Here is a 16,371-nt window from a genome sequence, read left to right on the forward strand (position 1 = left end):
TCCGCGATGTGGCGGTGGAGGTCGTTATCCATTAATTACCGGGCAGACATAACATCAGAGTTCTGTCTGCCCATCTCTGCCACCGGGAGACATACGCCTGCACCCGAACCCGGGCCTCTTCGTCTGAAGCCCCCTGTCTTCGGGCCTGCTCATAAAGCCGCAGGCATTGCTCCCGGTGGTTTTCCCGCGCACGTGGCGCTATGGCGGGCCCGTTTGCATCAAACCAGACGCCCAGCCAGTCAAAACCCCGGCCCAGTCGGCCCGTCTGTGTCTTATCCGGGTGACGCTCAAATCCGCTGAGTTCAAAATACTCTGCCAGTTGAGATATCGCCCGTCTGAGCTGCCAGCGCGTGCGGGTAAACAGCAAAAAATCATCCATATACCTGACATAGAAATAGTTCTCCTGGTCAAGACTGCTAAAACAGCCGTCAATGTGACGCAACAGACTGCCGCCAATCAGAGGACTGAGGGCGCAGCTCCGGGGTATCCCGTGCTCAGGGGTATGAAACTCGCCACCGTTTTCCACACTGTAATGAACGTACTGCGACACCAGCGACATCAGCGCCGGCTCCGGTACATACCGTGCCACCTGCGCCATCACCTGACATTTGCGGATGTGGCGGTAGTATCCCCGGATGTCGGTACAGTGAACAAACCGGTAGCCACCGTGGTAATACGCCTCGCTGACCTTCAGAAGACTGGCCTGCATTCCGCCCTGCAGGTGCATACAGGCTTCATGCTGCGGCAGTCGTGACCTGAGCCGCAGCGAGAGCCATTTCAGCACCAGAGCATCCTGTGCACACCATACGGCCCGGCCGTCGTGACCCGACCCAAAGACCTGTAAAGGTGACAGCCGGTACCGGGAGGTCATGACCCGTTGATACAACGTTGCCCGGACGTCAGGCCAAATCCAGCGCAGGTGCCACACATCTGCATTTGGGGGCGCATGACGCCGCTGCTGGCAAAGCCAGCGGAAGGCCCGGTCCCAGATGACATCTGGCTGCAATACCGGGATATCAGTCGTAGGCAAAACGTAACGTCACCGCGGCAGAGAATCCGCCCGCACTTACTTTTCCCGGCTGGGTGGCTACATAGCCAACCCTGAAGCGGTAGGCGCCCACCCCGTCTTCCGGGGTGACGGTCACGGAGGAATTACCGTCCGGCGTCAGAACGTTACCTTCCGCATTCTGCAGACGCAGGGCCACGTTCGCGGCATCCCCCTGATTTTTAAAAGCCGTGGCATCTCCGGTATCATCCGCAGGGCCTGAGGGTACGATTTTCACGCTGCTGACGCCGTTGTCGCAGTGAATATTGACGTCAAAGGTCTGGGGCTTTTTCATTGACTGATCGCTGAATTCCCTCGTTTCGACGTTCTCCAGTGCAACGGTCTGGGTTTCATTGTCAAACGTACAGGTTCTGCTGAGTATCGTGGTGGTGATGGTAAATTGCCCGGTCGGATTGGCGGCCATCGTCTGCGCGGTGGCGGATACCGCGAGCAGGGCGACCGCTGTCCATAAAGCTGGAGTGTTCATTCTGTTTTCTTCCTGTTAAGCAAAGGACTTACTGACAGCTGGCTGTCAGGCGGACAACCGGAGCACTGATATCCGTCTGGCTGAGCGAATACCGTGCCGTGCAGCGCTGCTGGCTTCCCCAGTTCGCGTTGACTACGCCACTGTCCGCCATGCCGGAAAGGAATACCTGTCCCTCATCACCGACGATGCTGCTGCTGTGTCCACTGGTCACCATCGTGCCAAACGGCAGCGGCTTACCGTCATGGTTCAGGGTGAGCAGTACCCGGTGTCCCCGCTGTACACTAAAGTCTGCCCGGACAATCGCACCCTGAGTGGGCACCACCCGGGTGGCTCCGTTTTCCACTTCGGTCTGATCATCCAGAGTACGGGAGTCAATACTCACCCGGTTTTCGCGATAGGAAGAGGCATAAGGTTTAATGGCATAGCCGCGCCAGTCAGTCCGGACACCCGGTTCGTTCTGAATACTGAGTCCGGGAGCGCCGTTGGCGGCGATCAGCATGCTGGTTTCCCCCAGCGGCTGGCCGAGGGTCAACCCGTTGCGGTGCAGAAGCGCCCCGCCAGAGAAGCCATAGTTCACGTTCTGCCAGTCTTTGTTGTAGCTGTAGCCGAGGTTCGCATTACCGTAGGTGCCACGGTAGTTGGCACTGGCGTTGCCTGACATCTGTTGCTGACGGGCATACCCTTGCGACAGGTTCCAGCTCAGCTGATTGTCATCCATGGCGGAGCCACTGAGACCCGCCTGCTGGGCGGTTTCGCCCTGGCTGCTGCGGTTAGCATAGAAGGTGGCATACACCGGGTGACGTGAGGCTTCACCGGAAGAGAACAACCTATCCAGCGGCACAGACAGCGAGAGACTGACCGTGCGGTCTGAATAAGAAGGCGCATTTTCATTTTTCTGGCGCGTATAACCCACATTCAGGGAATAACTCACAGGACCCAGCGTGTTGCTGTACCCGGCCTGAAATGAATCGCTGCTGGACTGTGTGTTCCAGTAAGTCTGGCGATACGCGCCCAGCCAGACTGAGCCGAAATCGCCCAGTGACTGGGAAACGTCGGCCTCCAGTCGGGCCCGTTTACTGTTGTAAAGGTCATAAAAGTCGACGAAGGTATCCCTGACGGGCTCACCATTTTCATCCAGCAGATCAGGGTCGCTAAGTCGCCCGCGCATATTCTTCAGCGCCGTTTCATCCAGGGTATGAAATCCCCGGGTGGAGTAGCGATACCCCGTCAGACGCACGGAAGTGCCGGTGAGGGTAAAGGCGTGCGCGTACAGGAAGCGCAGGGACTGGCCGATATGGCGACTGTCGTCAGCAAGCTGGCTTCTGGCATGGGTGATGTCGGCGGAGAGGGCGCCCAGGCGGCCAAGATTCACCCCGACACCGGACTGGAGTGCCAGGTACCGGGAGGAATACTGGGTTCCCCCGTACAGGGTCACATCATGTGGCAGCCCCCACATCAGGGCTCCCTGAGAAAATACAGGGTCGTCATAGCGATCGCTGCCGCCACGAAAGCGACCGGCAGCCAGACTGTATTTCAGATGCCCCTGGCGCTGCAGGGCAGGGACAGAAGCATAGGGCACAGTGAAAATTCGGGTATAGCCACCGGCTTCTTTTACGCTCACCTGTAGATCGCCGCTGGAATACATCGGATTCAGATCGGTGATTTCGAAAGGTCCGGCAGACACTGCCGTCCGGTAAATGGTATAGCCGTTCTGACGCACGGTCACTTCCGCATTGCCATTGGCAACGCCACGAACCACCGGCGCAAAGCCACGCATCGAATCCGGATACATATTGTCGTCGGTTGCCAGCTGTACGCCGGTAATCCCCACAGAATCAAAGATATTGCTGTCGGTCGTGGTTTCACCCGCAGTCAGACTGCTGCGCAGCGGGATAACCGTTCGTTCCACATACGTGCGCTGATGCTGCCAGGCCTGCTTATGGCCATAGCGACTGTCATAATAGCTCCAGGTCCGGGCATCGCGCAGACGCCATGGACCAACGTTAACGCCCCCGTCCAGGCTGAGAAAGTAGCTGCTGCTGTTGCTGCTTCCGGCAAAACGGTTGCTCCCGCTAAAGCTGTAATTCATCAGTGCGGCATTGATCCCCTCATCCCAGCGCTCCGTCGGGATCTCACCCCTTGCCGCATTTCTGACGGAGGCCTGAGGAATACTCAGGTCCAGACGCAGTTTCTGAACATCGAACGCAGAATATGACCCGGGAATAAAAGTCATGGGGAATACACACTGCCCCTCCTCAAGACCAGCCAGGGCGGGATAAAGCTCGGTTTTTATTCCGGCCAGTTCAGTCATTTTGCGGCTGAGACAGGGCACCAGCGTCGTGTCATCTTTCGTTGTTCCCGCTTTGAGACTACGGGTGTCTGCTGCCTCAAAGCGGATCTTCTCATTGTAAACAAACTGTTGATTGACATAGACGTCTACCTGATACTCACCGGGAACCTGGGAGCCATCAGCACTGAAATGGGAAAGATCAGCCATCCCGCCTCCGTCAGAGGAAACCATCTCCGGCGGGAAATAGAGTTCAGCATACGATGCCGGGATAAATAAACCAGACAGAATAATTGCAAGCGGCGTCTTAATGAGAATATTCATAATAATTTAATTATTTTATCGTAGGCGAAAATAGCTGATCAGAATTAAAGAGTGGTACTGATAGTTTTCGACATGCCACCATAATCATTCATGGTTTCAAATGAAAATGCACCACCTTTTGCCTCCGGGAGTGTAAAAGACTCCTGGCCGAATGGTGGCACCATCGGTGATTCCCGTAACGCTATTCCCGACACTTTCATTTGAACTAATGTGATGTAATAGGGTGTTGGATTATTCACCACAACATTTTTACCCTGACGGGTGAAGGTTAATTTCGAAGGCGCCGCTTCCACCTGCAGGGGAAGATTTTTGGGGCGGTAAAATACTTTAATCCGCGTTGCGGCCGCGAGCAACAATGTATTTTTTCCGTCGGTTTTATTTTTCTCTACGGCCGGAACCGCTTTAGCGGTCAGGTAATATAACGTTTCCCTGTCTTCAGCCAGAGACGGGCCGCTGAACATCAGTCTCAGGGTGTTTTCATTACCCGGATTGCTGACATACAGGGGGGGCGTAAGAATAAAATCATTTGTTTTTTTCCCGCCAGCGTCTTCGATCCAGGACTGAACCAGGTAACGACTCTGGTTGCTGGTATTACGCACGGAAATACTGGTCTGTTTCTGACCTGCCGGATAAACAATTCGCGTCCCGCCCAGTACAATTCCATCAGCATGAACCAGACTGGGGGCAGCAAATAATATCAGGAAGAAACCAGGGATAAGCATTTTTGACAGTGGAAGCATGAATAAGCTCTTCATAAACGAACGGGGTGATACCCGGACACAGCGTGTCCGGGCGGCATTAAATTACTGGTAATTCACGGTAAAGTTAGCCACACCCCCGGCGTCACCGGCTGCAACGGCTTCATCCAGCGCCACATAGCGCGCAGAGAATTTGAAGCTGGTTGCACCTTCTTCAACCAGATCCTGTGTACCTGATGGCTGAGAACCATCCAGTTTCATTGGCTGACCATTTTCCAGGATCTGAATACCGACCTTCGTGGTGTCCACGGCTGTGGTTTTCAGCGCCGTGTCATTCGCCGTATCGCCTTTGAATGTTACCGTTGCGGTCTTGAGAGTTTTAATGCTGCAGTTCTCGAGATCGATATTGATGTCGCCCGCTGATGCGGTGGAACCCGCACCACTGAAAGCGGTTGTCTGAACATCACCCAGGGGAACTGTCTGATCTTTAGACGCGTCAGACAAAGTACAGGTAGGTTCCGAAATAGAGCCTGTGAATTTCACGGTACTGCTCTCACCTTGAGAGGCTGCCATGGCGGAGGACGTTACAATTAGTGCCGAAATGGCAACGGCCAGGTATTTAGCTTTCACGTTCATTCTATGTTCTCTTATCATCAATTATATATGTCAGCCATGACAGATATATATGTCAGCCATGACAGAACTGACTCCTCAGCCATGGTGGTGGTCATGGCTGCATTCAGAATTGCTCGTTCTGAAGTGCGGGATGATTCTGACCTCATGATAAGATAATTTGTACTTTATAACGAAAAAATGTATTTTTACGAAACAATACTCTATTTACTTAAGTAATATGTCAATAATACTCCAGATAAACTTATCTGTACCGCCGGGGCTGGCACGATAACGGAAAGGTAAGATGAGAGGTTATGCCGAAGATAAATGAACAATTACGGAGATATCTGGTGCATTCATTCGTTAAAAATCAAAAGTGCGATTAATGTCGATAAAATTAATATTCCGGCATACTTTATGAATACAGAAATAGCTTGTTTCTGCCTGTAGCTTCAGACATGGCAAATCCTACAGTGGATGAAGATATTGGCATAAATCACTAAGTGACATACCGGTCAGGAATATGCAAATACAAATCATTTCGTCAAATAACTATATTTCCCAGGGGCTTCATTTCATCAGACACAAAATCCGGCTTCCGGCGGATGAGAGATTAAAGCTCCTGGACATTGATTTATACCCAACGGAAAAGCTCTCTACGTCAGGTTTAACATATAAAGTTATTTTACTTGTGCCTTTCTCCCTGAGGGATGAAGAGGTTGTTGCAAGGCACTTAAACGTAGCAGGGATCGTAAATATTAACCTCAAGGTCCATAAAATTCTCGATCAAATAAATGACATAACCGGCAGGATTAATGCCCCTGGGTATGGTAGGGATCCACTGACCAAGATGCAGTGGGAGATCGGAGCCTGTTTATACAGTGGTTTAAATTATCAGTTATGCAGCAGGATCCAGGGCATAACAAAAAAAAGTATTAGCCGAAATAAACGAGAGGCCATGGTCAAACTGGGGCTTAAAGTAGATTACCATTTTTTAATGCTGGCGGGACTCAAACAGAGAATTGAGTTAAAACGGTTAAGTAATTTTCTTCTTTACCAACGTTTATCCATCACGTCTGAGAAATGAAAGTCTGGCGGTAATTACTCTATACAGGTTCACTTGCTTTCAGACAAAGATTTAGATGGCCGCAGCTTTCTCTGCAACGCCCACAGGTATGCCGTGCACCTTCATCCCCGGTGGTTTCTGATGCTGAAAAACCAGTTCTGTCTGGCTGAAGAGGAAGGCCCGCTGAAAATGAGGCCAAAACTCTGTAGTTCGGGCCTATGCCTGGAATTTTATAGGCCATTTCCGAAACCGGGACTTTTCGGATCTGACCGTGAAAAGAGAAAGAGTGTATGTATGTATGTTCTGTACTGTATGTATGATATGTATTAAGTGTATTGTATATTGTGTATTTTTCACGCGGGAGTACAATGACGGCATCCCTGACCAGATCGGAGCCCTTTTCATGAGTACACTCTCCCCGGACACCGTCCGCCGTATTGAAGACGCCGCGGCCGCACTCATCGCCGCCGGCACCCCCAACCCGACCAACGAACAGGTTCGCCAGCACCTCGGCGGCGGCTCGCTCTCCCACATCTCTCCGGTGATGCGGGATTTTCGGGCCCGTCAGCGCGCGCTGGCCGCTGAACAGACCCCGGCGCTGCCGGCGGAGCTTATGCAGCTGCTGACCGGCCAGCTGGGACTGCTGTGGCAGGCGGCGGTCAGGCAGGCAGATGCAGAGACCCTGGCGGCGCGCGAGCAGGCCGACGCCGACACTGAGCAGGCCGACCGGGAACGGGATGAGGCCCTGGCGAAAGTGGCCGCCCTTGAAAGCGAGCTGGCGGTGCTGCGCGAGGTGGTGGCCGAGCGTGACCGCCTGCTGCAGGAGGTCCGGGAGCTGAGGGATGAGGCGCTGCCGCTGCGTGAGCAGGTGGCCCGCCTGACCGCCACCGGCGAACACCAGGCGGCACAGCTGAAGGAAACGAAGGCGGAGCTGAAGGGGGCCCGGGAAGAAAACCGCGCCCTGCAGGCCGAGCTGCTGACCCTGGCACGCCAGGACGGAAAGGTGAAAAAATGACACCCGAAATCAGACGCCGTATCCACGCCTTTCGCAACGCCCTGGTCCTTGCGGCCGACACCCGTTCGCATGAATGTTTTGAGATGGCCCGCTGGCAGGAGCTGAACGTATTTCCGCACGGCTGCTGCGACCTGGCCAGCAATTTTCTGGCGCAGTACCTGCGGGACAGTAACCCGGACCTGAAGCCGGTGATTATCCGTATGCAGACGACAGAGGAATTTCGGCATGAGTACCGGTCAGCTATTCAGTCGCATGTGATCGTGGAGCTGACAGGCTGGTTCATTGACCTCACGCTCAACCAGTTTGCGGACTATGAAGAGCGGGTGGTGATTGAACGGAATAATGGCACTCTGGGCAGCCTTATACGGGGCATCAAGAAGCATGCTGGCACAGTAAATAATACAGATATCCAGCTGGACGCGAACGACCTGAACGGCAGCATGCTCTATAGCTGGCTGCGCGAGACAGCAGATCATCTGCTGGCGTCATCGCCAGCCGGCGACCACTGAGGAGAAATCAATGGGACTGTTCAGCTTTCTGCGGGGCCGCAAAAATACCTTTACGGGCACGGTTCAACGCACCGCTTCTGTGATGACCGCCAGCGCCAACGGGAATGCGTTTTTTGGCATCCTCCTCGGGGAGGAGTGGCTGCGGGTGTATACCAACACGCTCTCGCTGGCTGAAGCGGTTGCGTTTCTGCAACCGGGTGACGTCGTGAGTATCGAGGTACAGGGGAGCTTTAAGGAAGACCAGCGGACCTGGTACCGGCTTGTGAGCGTAAAAGCAGAACAATGAAACGGAAATTTTATGGCCAAAAATCGTATTCTTTTTACAGCACCACTGATGTTATGCCTGCTCACAGCCTGTGACGATGGCGGAAAGGCGCAGTTTGAGGCCGCTCGCACAGCAGCGCTGAGCGCAGACGATCCATTTCAGGCGCTTGCCACATTTGAACAGAATGCCGGAGACTACGGGACTAATTGTCACACAGGTTTTTTTAGCACCATTAGTCAGGCATGTGATGAAAGAAGCGGGACGGGAGCTGAAATCGTTATGGCCGCCGGGCGGCTTATCAGCCTGGCTGAGAAGGCACCCGCTGATAAGACCAGTCAGGCTCTTTTCATGAGCGCAGCTGGCGTACTGCAGAGTGGCAAATATGCCCTGCAGGATTCTCAAAAGGCTATCAGCCTTTACGTCAAAGCATGGCTGTCAGGCAACCAGAAAGCTGCTGACGAACTGGTCGATGTTTACCGGTTTCTGAAGGATTACCGGCATGCCTACTTCTGGGAAATTCGGAGCCGGAATTTATCCCGGGACACCCGGAGCCAGCTAACGAACGAAGAAATTAATGACATTCAGCGAGCAGCATCAGATACCCAGCGCCCGAATCTTTAAAAGAGGAACGGCAATGAGACGGTTTGCTTCCTTACGGCGGATCTATAGCTCCCTGCTGATCCTCGGTTTTCTGACCATGATGGCCGGCACGGCCGAATGGCTTATCTGGGTGAATGCCGATCGTTATCCGCACTGGCTGGCTCACGGGTATCCGGGCTGTTGAACGAGATCTGAGGAAAGGGCGTGATGCGCTGAGAAACCCTGACCAGCTGACGATCGTCACCTCAAAAGGCTATCAGGGCTCATTGGCCAGTAGCGTCGAACTTGCCGATGCGGGAATGATGAAGTTCCTGAATACAAATATGACGGGGCTGAATATCTGTTATGCCCTGCAAATACTGGAAACCTTCTGATAAACCTCTCCAGCGCTACACTGATTTTTCAAGTTATCCACCGGATAGATTAATAATAAAGCTCAATACAGGAGTAAGTAACAGATCAACAAAGAATAAGGATCCGCTCAGCCCTTTAATTACGGTGCTTTCAGGGATACCGGATACACTGTAGAGGGTAGAAAATCCATTATAGAGGGTTAGCGCTCCACTATACCGGGTGGATATGATCCATTGTACAGGGTAGGATCCTTTTACTGTCCACAAACCTCGTTTGGTGAATATGTCTAATAATAATAATGAATTAGCATTATTTATTGAAGAAGAACACAAGGAAAGCGGTGAGGTTATCCACCTGCTGCCAACCCTTCGTCAGACTATCCAGCCCAAGGTTCTTCTGCGATTAGGTGTGTTTGTTCCGACATTGAAATCCACTGAGAAGGGCGGCAGGAAGAGTCACAGCATTGATGCCACAGAGTCACTGTCCCGCTTATCCATTGTAGAGGGCGAGGGCTACAATCAGATCCAGATTTACGGCCCCCGACTTGATATGGATACGGACTTCAAAGTCTGGGTTGGTATTGTGTATGCGCTGTCCAACAAGAAGCTGAACCTGGACGGGCAACTGGAGCTGAACTTCCCGGAGTTTGCTAAATACTGTGGTATCGACAGCAAACGCATAGACCGACAGCTGAAGGAACGCTTCGATGCTTCGCTAACACGTATCGCACGAACGAACATTAGCTTTATCAAGAAAATACCCGGTACAGACGATCAGATTACTATCAACATGCATCTGTTTGAATCCACGTATTACGACAGTTCTACGGGTAAGATCATCCTCAAACCCAACTCCAAACTGAATACACTGTACCGGGTAGATGGCAAAACCAGGCTCTATCTGAAATCACTCCAGAAGTTATCACGCAAAGAATCCGCTCAGGCGCTGTACCTTTACCTTGCTGAACTGCCGAGTACATTCTACAGGATAGGCTTTGACAGACTGCGTGAGCGCCTCCAGTTGACCTCTCATCTTGGAAACCAGAACGCCACGGTGAAAAAAGCCCTGCAGCAGCTGAAGGACATTGGCTTTCTGGAGTATTCCGTTGAAAAAGAGAACGGTGATTATGTTCTTAATATTCTGAAGCGGAATCCAAAATTGTAAGTCACCCGGTACAGTGGACATCCACTCTACCGGGCATTGGCCTTTCCCCATCACCAGAAGATCTACTTCGCTAATAATAGATGTAGCGGCTCGCAATCAGCCTGATGGACTCGCATTCCATTTTGGGCGGCTCACAATAACTGCAAATGAGAAAAACGTCTCATTTGGCTCTAGATGTCGAATGCTGATCGTCTCGTAAATCTGGTTCAAACCCTTATGAGGCGGCGTTACTGTCTCATCGGCCTTTCTGTTTTGGGTAGACCCAAACTGGACGGACAACATGGTGGAAAGGGGAGATTTTCATTTTCACTTAGCGTGAGTCCAGAAATTTTGATTGCGAGCCAGCGGCGATAAATGCGAGTCCATTTGCAGTTATTGTGAGTCCACGCCCGATTTCAGTTGCAGTTATTGTGAGCCAAAATTTGCGCTGATTGCGAGTCCGACTGTTTTCGATTGCGAGCCGCTACAAATAGATTACGAAAAATCAGTTAAAAAAATAACCATTCACGCTGTACACTTTACCCACAAAGCTAAGAGGGATTACTGTATGGCGTTAAATGGAAAAATGCTGTTGAACGGTGCTGACATTGCGCCGCTTTCCTTTCCCGGTGTAGGCACCTTTATGGCGTTCTCCGGCAACGGGGCTTATAAAAATCGGGGCGGCTGCGGAAAATATTCAGGGAAAAAATCCGGTGATGGCCCCCTTCCTGAAGGTCGTTACTGGATTGTGAGTCGTGGTAGTGGCGGTAAAATATCAAAGGCCATTGCCTGGGTAAAAGATACCTATAACCAACACGCCAGCGGCGCGGAGTTCCGCCGTGATGAATGGTTTGCACTGTACCCAAACGACTGGAATATTGACGACACGCTCTGGGTAGAAGGCGTTAGGCGCGAACCACCTTCACGTTCTCCAGGATGATTTTGTAATAACACTCTTCCTGGCCCGCATGGTTAATCCGGTAGAAACGAAACTCAGCGCTCTGAAGTGCCTGACCAGTCGCCACGGCGCGATTAAAGTAGGGAGACGAGCTGTCGCTCTCCTTCTCGATCATCATCGCTGAATGCTGGCGTGTACCGGTGATTTTCCCGCTGGCGCTGTCAACCGGCAGATTGAGTCCGTGGGACAGGCCGATAATCTCACTACTCCCATCACGATCCTGAACGTCCACCGAACCTTTGATATCCGCACCACCGTCATCCTTGAGCCATAAATATGCTGGGATTGGCATTTTTCCTTTTTCCTCATGTTGTTAGTAAATCCATACTTAAAGTGTAGGCTTTCTTGATTGGCGGGAAAATGTACAATTTTTTTGTAGGAAATTTCAGCGTCTGATGATACGGGTTTAATGCGCCTTCGGCGCATGGAGGCGCCTGCTTATGCTGAATATAGCCAGATATTGATGGCGCCGTGACCCGGCGTAGCCGGTAACCGTTTTAATAGGTTTCACCTATCCTGTCCTTCACCCTGAAGAGCTATACCCGCTTAAAGCGACTCAGGTGCCTCTGTGCGCGATCGGAGTGGTCACGGCGAGGCATAGCCGAAGTCGGGGCTTATCTCCGCGTTATGCGGTCCAGAGGACCGCTTACGAGCGTGTGACGAAAATCTTCAAGCAATATTACCAGAAGCGGTTTTAATTCTAGTTACAACATCCATTTTAACAGCGGTGTCTTTCCGGGCCTTTGGCCCGGTGGGCGGCGCTGTTCAGAGTGGGCCGGAGGAGTGACATTGTGGTCACGATCAAGGAGCCCGTCGTAAAGCGACGGGAGGTACCTTTGTTTTTCCGAACCGGCGCGAGCAAAGCTCGCTGCAAGGGCGGACATTTTTCCACTTATCCACAGAGTTTCAGAAGATAAAGAATTTCCCTGCAAGCTTGCTACGCAGGGGACTAAATAAGGGGTTTAAGAATGTATTGCAGGTTTCACGTTATACGTTTGCTGTTTCTTCCACTTATTTCTTTGCGGGTTTGTGTGGATAACATAGTTGTACGGATAAAAAAAAGCGACCAAGTGGCCGCCGGAACGTTAAAAAGTGCAAAAGAAGAGTCTGTCAGGGTCCGGGACGCGGGAAATGGCCACACGGAGCCAGCGCCAAAAGCCCCGTCAGGGGCTGGCTATTTTAACTACTTAGGTCCTGGGCTGGAACTAGTGAGGCGGTGGAGCCGCCAGCGACAGCTCCAGCTGATACAGATGTGTTCTTGCCAGCTGGTTCAGCTGGTCGTCTGAATAGTAGTAAACTTCATTCGCCGGCAGTGTCTTCTTCAGAAAACGGGCCATCTCGTGAATCTGCTGGTCTTCCGGCAGTCTGGCCAGACGGTTAGCACGTTTGCGGGCGGCACCTTTTGCCCGACGCTGCTTCAGCGTCTCCTGGCTGCGATGCAGGTACCAGCGTTTGCGTGCTGCATGCGCGGAAATATCCTCATCCTCACCGAGAATTCCTTCCTCAATGAGCCTGCGACGCTCCTCGCTTTCACGCAGACGCTTCTGCTGTTGCTCCTGCAGCTTCATCAGATCCACGCCGAGCATCTGCCAGCCCTGGATTGTTACCCAGACGTATTTGGGCAGTCGCTTACGCGACTCCTGATCCCATTGAGTTTCTTCTGATACTCCGAGCACGCCATAGCGGACCTGCTCTGCAATCAGGTTAGACACGCGAGACACGGTGACTTCCGTTCCCGGGATCACATTTCCTTTTGCATCTTTCGGACTGAGCTTTTCGGCAAGCTTTGTTATGTACATCCCGACCGTGTGTTTCCCGGCATCGCAGAAGCTGATTAGGACAGGCCACATAGCATCAAGCAGGCGTTGCTTTTCTGGACGGAAGGAATAGGTCCGCCCGGCCTTTAGCCGGTGCTGGATGTAGTAAGGGTGAAGAGACATTCGCATACGCAGGCTGAGCATGCCCGTTTCCGGGTCTTTTTTCACCAGACGATTATAGGCATGACCAAGCTGCCCGCCGAGCTTCTTATAGTTCTCTGGACGGAACCAGGAAGGGTTCTCACATTTAGGTCTGGTAGAGTGCTCACCGCGACGACGACGGGTACGTTTTCTTTCCGGGGCCACCAGGAAAGAATCGACATGACCATCTTCTACGCCCTGCCAGAAACGGATCTGTTCTTCCGTGTCCAGCTGACTCCAGTGCTGTGGACTGTACTTATCGGGCATCCCTTCCTGTACTTACAATACACGGAAGGAGCAGATAGCACAGAAAGAGGTGTTGAAATTTTCTGAGCATAAAACTATACTCCCTGCATAGCCTGATTGATAGCTATACAGTTTAAGTAGGCCCCGTTAATCTTCTCCTCGTCGCCAAACTAGATGAAGATTATCGGGGTTTTTGCTTTTCTGGCTCCGGGTAGACACCTCAACAGAACCAGTTCCCTGCCACCTTGCGGCGTGGCCAACCAAAAATCTCTAAACGATCAGTAATCTAGCACTCACCGGGTGAAGGATCAAGAAAGTAACTTAGTTACTATCTACTCAGCATTATGTCTTGCTGCCTTTTCCTTCCGAATCCAGTGCTCAATCATTTCTGTTTGAGTTAAACCTGAATCTTCGCAAAGTTGCGTCAGTTCATGCTTGAGTTCGCTCTGAATGAAGACGTTGATCGCTTTATGCGTGTCTTTTTTCCGGGAAACAGACATGCGCTGTTTCTCAGCCCCAGTTAGCGGATTACCTTTTCTATAAACACGTTTCGATGAGGAAGTTACTGCATTTTCAACCTGCGACATCTCTGCCTCCTCAAGGATCAAACAAGGATCGTTTCGCAGAGGATACTACAGATTACTGAAATCAGCGACTTACTTTATGAATGTAACCTGTGTTGGCGCACAGTTTACATTTGAGGATCAATACGGATGGTCAGTACTTTAGTTTCCAGTCAACTCCCTGCTCCCAGCGTGACTGCCAGTGCTGCAGGTACGTTGCGGCTAGTTCTGGCACTTCCCGTATAACCACAACGTTCTCGGAATTCTTGCGCGCGCCCGCGCGGGTATAATTAAAACTTCCGGTCTCAACGGTCTGTTCGTCCACAATCAGGACTTTGTCGTGCATGATCGCGTAGCGATCGTTTGTCCGTAATGGGATACCTGCGGAGACGGCAGTGTTTATGGCTGCCTGGCTGACCTTATTCCTGTTCCCCTTGTCGTCCAGCACTATCCTGACGTCCACACCACGTCGGTGTGCACGGACAAGCGCACTCGTTACTTCAGGTGACGTGAAGGAGTACCCCATCATCCGGATACTGTGCTGCGAGGATTCGATGACATTCAGGATCAGCTGCAGGGCACCACGCTCCGGTGAGAAGGCAGCCTGAACGGACGGTGCAGCTGCTGCGGGCCCGCACAGGGCAAAGCAGGCCATGCCGGACAGCGCCAGCTGGCGATAAGAAAAGTAACGCATGGATTAACCTCAGAATGGGTTTATTTCAGAAACGCCGGAAGAGGAAAAACTGGCTTTATCCTCTTCCGGGGTTGGACTACGACGCGATGCGGCGGCGTCAGGCCGTTTCAGTGTCAGTGCGATGTTTCAGTTCATACTCGGCCTGGCGGGCAAGCCGGACATGTTCCTGCGCTCTGCGGTCAGTGGCAAAGGACGCTTCATCTGCGGTGATTCTGGCCACTGGCTGACCTTCAATGTCGGTTCGCCACGCGCCTTCCGTCATGGCCTCGAGATAAACATCGGAGCGGGTGATCGCACACAGGCACCGCTTCAGCTTTTTGACCGAAATATTCAGGCCCCGCTGGCGTATATCGTCAATCATCGCCTGGCGTATATTTATTGCCAGTAATACGGGCCTGCCGTCCTGCACCAGCACAGGCCAGCATTGTGCCAGCAGCGCGATGGCCTCCTCCAGGGGCATCAGGCTCCGATACTTTGGCTCCGGCTGCGGCTTACGCTTCGCGGCCTGCTTTGCCTCACGCTCCTGCGCCTGGCGTTCAGCCCACAGACGCGCCTTTTCCTGCCGTCGGGCTTCTTTCGCGGCGGCGCGTTCTGCCTGTTCTTTTTCTTCCTGGGCCTGCTTTCTGGCTTTCCATGCCGGTGGCTGGCTCACCACCACCTTTTTCTTTCCCGGAACGTGACGTTTCTCTTCACTATCAGCGGCGCTGTTGTCACGCACATCCGTCGCGAGCTTTCGCCGGAGCGTCAGCGTGGGCCGTTTTTCTTCAGACATCTCAGACTCCTGCATTTCCCTGTATTACGCCTGATTACATCGCAACAAGCCCCAGCACAGCAAGATGCACCGCATAGAAGAGCGGAAAGAATTCCCGTGGCCAGAAGCGGGGTACCAGGCGACAGGTCCGGCTCAGCACCGTCAGGGTGAGCCCCGGAATAATCAGTCCCGCAACGGCAAAGGCTGTGCCGTCTGCAACATTCAGGGCCAGTACTGTCAGTGCAAGACAGCCCGCCAGACCTGTGCGGGTCGTGCGTCTGGCCGACATAAACACCCCATATGCCAGCAACAGCATCATCACCCCCGCAAGGCCGTAGCTGCCGTCAGAGAACGGCAGCCAGCCCAGCACCAGTGCCAGGGAGAGTGGCCACACAGACGGGCCGTGTGTCTGTATCAGTTTCACCGCCTGGCCTGTGACGGCAAAAGCAAACAGAATGTTTCCCATGTCCGGCCGCAGCCCTGCGAGTATCCACCCCCCCTGGGCCACAACAGCCCAGCCCCACAGTCGATTCAGCGAACGCTGGCGGATACAGGGGTACCGTGCCAGGTTCATCGCCCACACAAGACCAAACAAAGGGAACGCCCCGCGCCCGGCAAGTCGCAGCCCGGCACAGTCCAGGCCGGACACCAGACTGATGTGGTCGGCCACCATCAGTAACAGCGCCACTGTCTTGATGAGATCCGTCTGTCCCGGTGTCCAGATAAGCAGGCGCTGTAACCAGCAGTCAGCCACCACCACCAGAGGAAAGAGAGTACGATCTTCAGCACGCAT

The 16,371-nt window shown here is 52.8% G+C and carries 20 protein-coding genes and 1 pseudogene; 9 read left to right on the forward strand and 12 right to left on the reverse strand.

Features of this window, described 5'->3' with window-relative positions; translation table 11 throughout:
• Positions 1-31: 31 nt before the first annotated feature.
• From RTU33_RS19475 to RTU33_RS19495, 5 genes are all read right to left on the reverse strand, one after another.
• A complete protein-coding gene (locus tag RTU33_RS19475; protein WP_312629561.1) occupies positions 32-784 on the reverse strand; it encodes a reverse transcriptase domain-containing protein in 753 nt (250 codons plus the stop codon).
• A 232-nt stretch (positions 785-1,016) separates the two neighbouring features.
• A complete protein-coding gene (locus RTU33_RS19480; RefSeq protein WP_312629563.1) occupies positions 1,017-1,532 on the reverse strand; it encodes a fimbrial protein in 516 nt (171 codons plus the stop codon).
• 28 nt (positions 1,533-1,560) lie between these two features.
• Positions 1,561-4,143 (reverse strand): fimbria/pilus outer membrane usher protein, encoded by a 2,583-nt coding sequence (locus RTU33_RS19485; protein ID WP_312629565.1) that lies wholly within the window; start codon positions 4,141-4,143, stop codon positions 1,561-1,563.
• A gap of 44 nt (positions 4,144-4,187) precedes the next feature.
• Positions 4,188-4,883 (reverse strand): fimbria/pilus periplasmic chaperone, encoded by a 696-nt coding sequence (locus RTU33_RS19490; RefSeq protein ID WP_312629567.1) that lies wholly within the window; start codon positions 4,881-4,883, stop codon positions 4,188-4,190.
• 63 nt (positions 4,884-4,946) lie between these two features.
• Positions 4,947-5,477 (reverse strand): fimbrial protein, encoded by a 531-nt coding sequence (locus RTU33_RS19495; RefSeq protein WP_312629569.1) that lies wholly within the window; start codon positions 5,475-5,477, stop codon positions 4,947-4,949.
• Between the two features lie 502 nt (positions 5,478-5,979).
• On the opposite strand from RTU33_RS19495, the gene RTU33_RS19500 reads away from it, so the two are divergent.
• From RTU33_RS19500 to RTU33_RS19540, 9 genes are all read left to right on the forward strand, one after another.
• Entirely contained in the window at positions 5,980-6,543 is a 564-nt protein-coding gene (locus tag RTU33_RS19500; protein ID WP_312629571.1) for a hypothetical protein, read from the forward strand.
• 382 nt (positions 6,544-6,925) lie between these two features.
• Positions 6,926-7,537, forward strand: a complete 612-nt coding sequence (locus tag RTU33_RS19505) for a DNA-binding protein (RefSeq protein ID WP_312629572.1) — start codon at positions 6,926-6,928, stop codon at positions 7,535-7,537.
• Positions 7,534-8,046, forward strand: a complete 513-nt coding sequence (locus tag RTU33_RS19510) for a hypothetical protein (RefSeq protein ID WP_312629573.1) — start codon at positions 7,534-7,536, stop codon at positions 8,044-8,046. Before RTU33_RS19505 ends, RTU33_RS19510 begins: the two co-directional genes overlap by 4 nt.
• Before the next feature lie 10 nt (positions 8,047-8,056).
• Positions 8,057-8,332 (forward strand): phage tail protein, encoded by a 276-nt coding sequence (locus RTU33_RS19515; RefSeq protein ID WP_312629575.1) that lies wholly within the window; start codon positions 8,057-8,059, stop codon positions 8,330-8,332.
• Between the two features lie 12 nt (positions 8,333-8,344).
• Positions 8,345-8,932, forward strand: coding sequence for a hypothetical protein (locus RTU33_RS19520; protein ID WP_312629576.1), 588 nt, complete (start codon positions 8,345-8,347; stop codon positions 8,930-8,932).
• 13 nt (positions 8,933-8,945) lie between these two features.
• A complete protein-coding gene (locus tag RTU33_RS19525) occupies positions 8,946-9,095 on the forward strand; it encodes a hypothetical protein (RefSeq protein ID WP_312629577.1) in 150 nt (49 codons plus the stop codon).
• Entirely contained in the window at positions 9,046-9,285 is a 240-nt protein-coding gene (locus tag RTU33_RS19530; RefSeq protein ID WP_312629579.1) for a hypothetical protein, read from the forward strand. The genes RTU33_RS19525 and RTU33_RS19530 overlap by 50 nt, the downstream gene beginning before the upstream one ends.
• Before the next feature lie 262 nt (positions 9,286-9,547).
• On the forward strand, positions 9,548-10,429 hold the full coding sequence (locus RTU33_RS19535) for a RepB family plasmid replication initiator protein (RefSeq protein ID WP_312629580.1): 882 nt from the start codon (positions 9,548-9,550) through the stop codon (positions 10,427-10,429).
• 622 nt (positions 10,430-11,051) lie between these two features.
• Positions 11,052-11,348: a tlde1 domain-containing protein gene (locus RTU33_RS19540; RefSeq protein WP_312629604.1), complete on the forward strand. Its 297-nt coding sequence runs from the start codon at positions 11,052-11,054 to the stop codon at positions 11,346-11,348.
• On the opposite strand, the pseudogene RTU33_RS19545 reads toward RTU33_RS19540, so the two are convergent.
• From RTU33_RS19545 to traX, 7 genes and pseudogenes are all read right to left on the reverse strand, one after another.
• A pseudogene (locus RTU33_RS19545) lies at positions 11,326-11,658 on the reverse strand (Hcp family type VI secretion system effector); the annotation flags it as partial. The gene RTU33_RS19540 and the pseudogene RTU33_RS19545 sit on opposite strands and share 23 nt — an antisense overlap.
• Before the next feature lie 913 nt (positions 11,659-12,571).
• Complete coding sequence (repA, locus tag RTU33_RS19550) at positions 12,572-13,591, reverse strand: plasmid replication initiator RepA (RefSeq protein WP_312629581.1); 1,020 nt, start codon at positions 13,589-13,591, stop codon at positions 12,572-12,574.
• On the reverse strand, positions 13,581-13,661 hold the full coding sequence (gene tap, locus RTU33_RS19555; protein WP_312629605.1) for a RepA leader peptide Tap: 81 nt from the start codon (positions 13,659-13,661) through the stop codon (positions 13,581-13,583). Before tap ends, repA begins: the two co-directional genes overlap by 11 nt.
• A 241-nt stretch (positions 13,662-13,902) precedes the next feature.
• Positions 13,903-14,157, reverse strand: coding sequence for a replication regulatory protein RepA (locus RTU33_RS19560; protein WP_312629582.1), 255 nt, complete (start codon positions 14,155-14,157; stop codon positions 13,903-13,905).
• Positions 14,158-14,287: 130 nt separating this feature from the next.
• A complete protein-coding gene (locus RTU33_RS19565) occupies positions 14,288-14,827 on the reverse strand; it encodes a phospholipase D family protein (RefSeq protein WP_312629583.1) in 540 nt (179 codons plus the stop codon).
• A gap of 97 nt (positions 14,828-14,924) precedes the next feature.
• Positions 14,925-15,599, reverse strand: a complete 675-nt coding sequence (finO, locus tag RTU33_RS19570) for a fertility inhibition protein FinO (RefSeq protein ID WP_312629584.1) — start codon at positions 15,597-15,599, stop codon at positions 14,925-14,927.
• A 34-nt stretch (positions 15,600-15,633) separates the two neighbouring features.
• Positions 15,634-16,371: a type-F conjugative transfer system pilin acetylase TraX gene (traX, locus tag RTU33_RS19575; RefSeq protein WP_312629586.1), complete on the reverse strand. Its 738-nt coding sequence runs from the start codon at positions 16,369-16,371 to the stop codon at positions 15,634-15,636.

Origin of the sequence: Scandinavium sp., assembly GCF_032012665.1 — a bacterium.
In the GTDB taxonomy this organism is placed as follows: domain Bacteria; phylum Pseudomonadota; class Gammaproteobacteria; order Enterobacterales; family Enterobacteriaceae; genus Scandinavium.

Excerpts from the sequence above, each read along its gene's own strand:
- RTU33_RS19480 (WP_312629563.1), bottom strand. The coding sequence starts at position 1,532 with ATGAACACTCCAGCTTTATGGACAGCGGTCGCCCTGCTCGCGGTATCC.
- RTU33_RS19485 (WP_312629565.1), bottom strand. The coding sequence starts at position 4,143 with ATGAATATTCTCATTAAGACGCCGCTTGCAATTATTCTGTCTGGTTTA.
- RTU33_RS19490 (WP_312629567.1), bottom strand. The coding sequence starts at position 4,883 with ATGCTTCCACTGTCAAAAATGCTTATCCCTGGTTTCTTCCTGATATTA.
- RTU33_RS19495 (WP_312629569.1), bottom strand. The coding sequence starts at position 5,477 with ATGAACGTGAAAGCTAAATACCTGGCCGTTGCCATTTCGGCACTAATT.
- RTU33_RS19500 (WP_312629571.1), top strand. The coding sequence starts at position 5,980 with ATGCAAATACAAATCATTTCGTCAAATAACTATATTTCCCAGGGGCTT.
- RTU33_RS19505 (WP_312629572.1), top strand. The coding sequence starts at position 6,926 with ATGAGTACACTCTCCCCGGACACCGTCCGCCGTATTGAAGACGCCGCG.
- RTU33_RS19510 (WP_312629573.1), top strand. The coding sequence starts at position 7,534 with ATGACACCCGAAATCAGACGCCGTATCCACGCCTTTCGCAACGCCCTG.
- RTU33_RS19515 (WP_312629575.1), top strand. The coding sequence starts at position 8,057 with ATGGGACTGTTCAGCTTTCTGCGGGGCCGCAAAAATACCTTTACGGGC.
- RTU33_RS19520 (WP_312629576.1), top strand. The coding sequence starts at position 8,345 with ATGGCCAAAAATCGTATTCTTTTTACAGCACCACTGATGTTATGCCTG.
- RTU33_RS19525 (WP_312629577.1), top strand. The coding sequence starts at position 8,946 with ATGAGACGGTTTGCTTCCTTACGGCGGATCTATAGCTCCCTGCTGATC.
- RTU33_RS19530 (WP_312629579.1), top strand. The coding sequence starts at position 9,046 with ATGCCGATCGTTATCCGCACTGGCTGGCTCACGGGTATCCGGGCTGTT.
- RTU33_RS19535 (WP_312629580.1), top strand. The coding sequence starts at position 9,548 with ATGTCTAATAATAATAATGAATTAGCATTATTTATTGAAGAAGAACAC.
- RTU33_RS19540 (WP_312629604.1), top strand. The coding sequence starts at position 11,052 with ATGGCGTTCTCCGGCAACGGGGCTTATAAAAATCGGGGCGGCTGCGGA.
- repA (WP_312629581.1), bottom strand. The coding sequence starts at position 13,591 with ATGCCCGATAAGTACAGTCCACAGCACTGGAGTCAGCTGGACACGGAA.
- tap (WP_312629605.1), bottom strand. The coding sequence starts at position 13,661 with ATGCTCAGAAAATTTCAACACCTCTTTCTGTGCTATCTGCTCCTTCCG.
- RTU33_RS19560 (WP_312629582.1), bottom strand. The coding sequence starts at position 14,157 with ATGTCGCAGGTTGAAAATGCAGTAACTTCCTCATCGAAACGTGTTTAT.
- RTU33_RS19565 (WP_312629583.1), bottom strand. The coding sequence starts at position 14,827 with ATGCGTTACTTTTCTTATCGCCAGCTGGCGCTGTCCGGCATGGCCTGC.
- finO (WP_312629584.1), bottom strand. The coding sequence starts at position 15,599 with ATGTCTGAAGAAAAACGGCCCACGCTGACGCTCCGGCGAAAGCTCGCG.
- traX (WP_312629586.1), bottom strand. The coding sequence starts at position 16,371 with ATGCGTGCTGAAGATCGTACTCTCTTTCCTCTGGTGGTGGTGGCTGAC.